General features: G+C 66.5%; 1 protein-coding gene. It reads right to left on the bottom strand.

Going from position 1 to position 917, the window contains the following annotated elements; translation table 11 throughout:
- Nucleotides 1-110: 110 nt before the first annotated feature.
- Complete coding sequence (locus GOB90_RS18705; RefSeq protein WP_146893148.1) at nt 111-410, bottom strand: DUF736 domain-containing protein; 300 nt, start codon at nt 408-410, stop codon at nt 111-113.
- Nucleotides 411-917: the final 507 nt, after the last annotated feature.

Raw genomic sequence — 917 nt, 5'->3', positions numbered from 1 at the left:
GGGTGATCCTCGATGGTGGTTTTCTGCGGGTTTGGGCTGGTTTCTGCTCCGCATAATATCGGGGTGATGAGAGACCGGCGCCCCGCGTTGGGCGAGGCGCCGGGAGGTGGTCAGCGCGACCAGATGAGCTTGTGCTCGCCGTTGTCGCCCTGGACGAGGCTCGCGTAGACCGGCCCGGTAAAGGAGGGGTCATCGAGCTTGAGCGAGAGGTATTCGGCGCCGCTGTCCTTGGCGGCCCGGCTCCACCCGGCCCCGAGTTCGACCCCGTTGGCGGCGACCCGGTAGTCGGGAGCCCGGTCATTGTCCCGGGTCACGGGCCGGATGGTCGCCTTGACGTTGATGTTCAGGGTGCGGATCATGCCGTTGAAGATGCCGTCTTCGGTGCGGGTAAAGGTGCCGATCTGTGCCATTGTCGTATCTCCTGTCAGTGTATCGACGCCGCCCCATGCGGCCTCGATGGCGGTCTGCAGGCAACGGGACGGCTGGCCCGCACCCGCAGGGCCGCAGCGCAGCGGAGGACGGCGTCAGCCAGGGTTTTTGTCTCGCGAGGAATGCGCGCCAGCGCAGGGGAAAAAGCCTGGCCAAGCCGTTGCGGGAGCAAAGCCGGCATGGTGCCAGACACGCCCTTGAGAGAGGCCGTTTGGGGTGGGGAGCAACAGACATCCGGGGAGCCGATGCCGCATGACGGTCGCCGGACGCATTGAACCGCGGCAAACAGGCAGGTCGTTTCCTGCCCAGACGTCACGACAGGGCCTGTGCGGCACGATGGGAACCGGTCAGCGGATCACGACGTGAGCGTCGATGTGAGGTCAGACCGTTCGATGCTGGTGTGACGGATGATCGACCAGGCGCCGCCGATGCTGAGCGCAGCCATGACCGACACCTCCACTGAGGCGGTCGGGCCGCCCCCGTGCCGG

It is taken from the genome of Acetobacter oeni, assembly GCF_011516825.1.
In the GTDB taxonomy this organism is placed as follows: domain Bacteria; phylum Pseudomonadota; class Alphaproteobacteria; order Acetobacterales; family Acetobacteraceae; genus Acetobacter; species Acetobacter oeni.
Note: the sequence above shows the minus strand (reverse complement) of the source record. Positions and strands in the feature narration are given on the sequence as shown.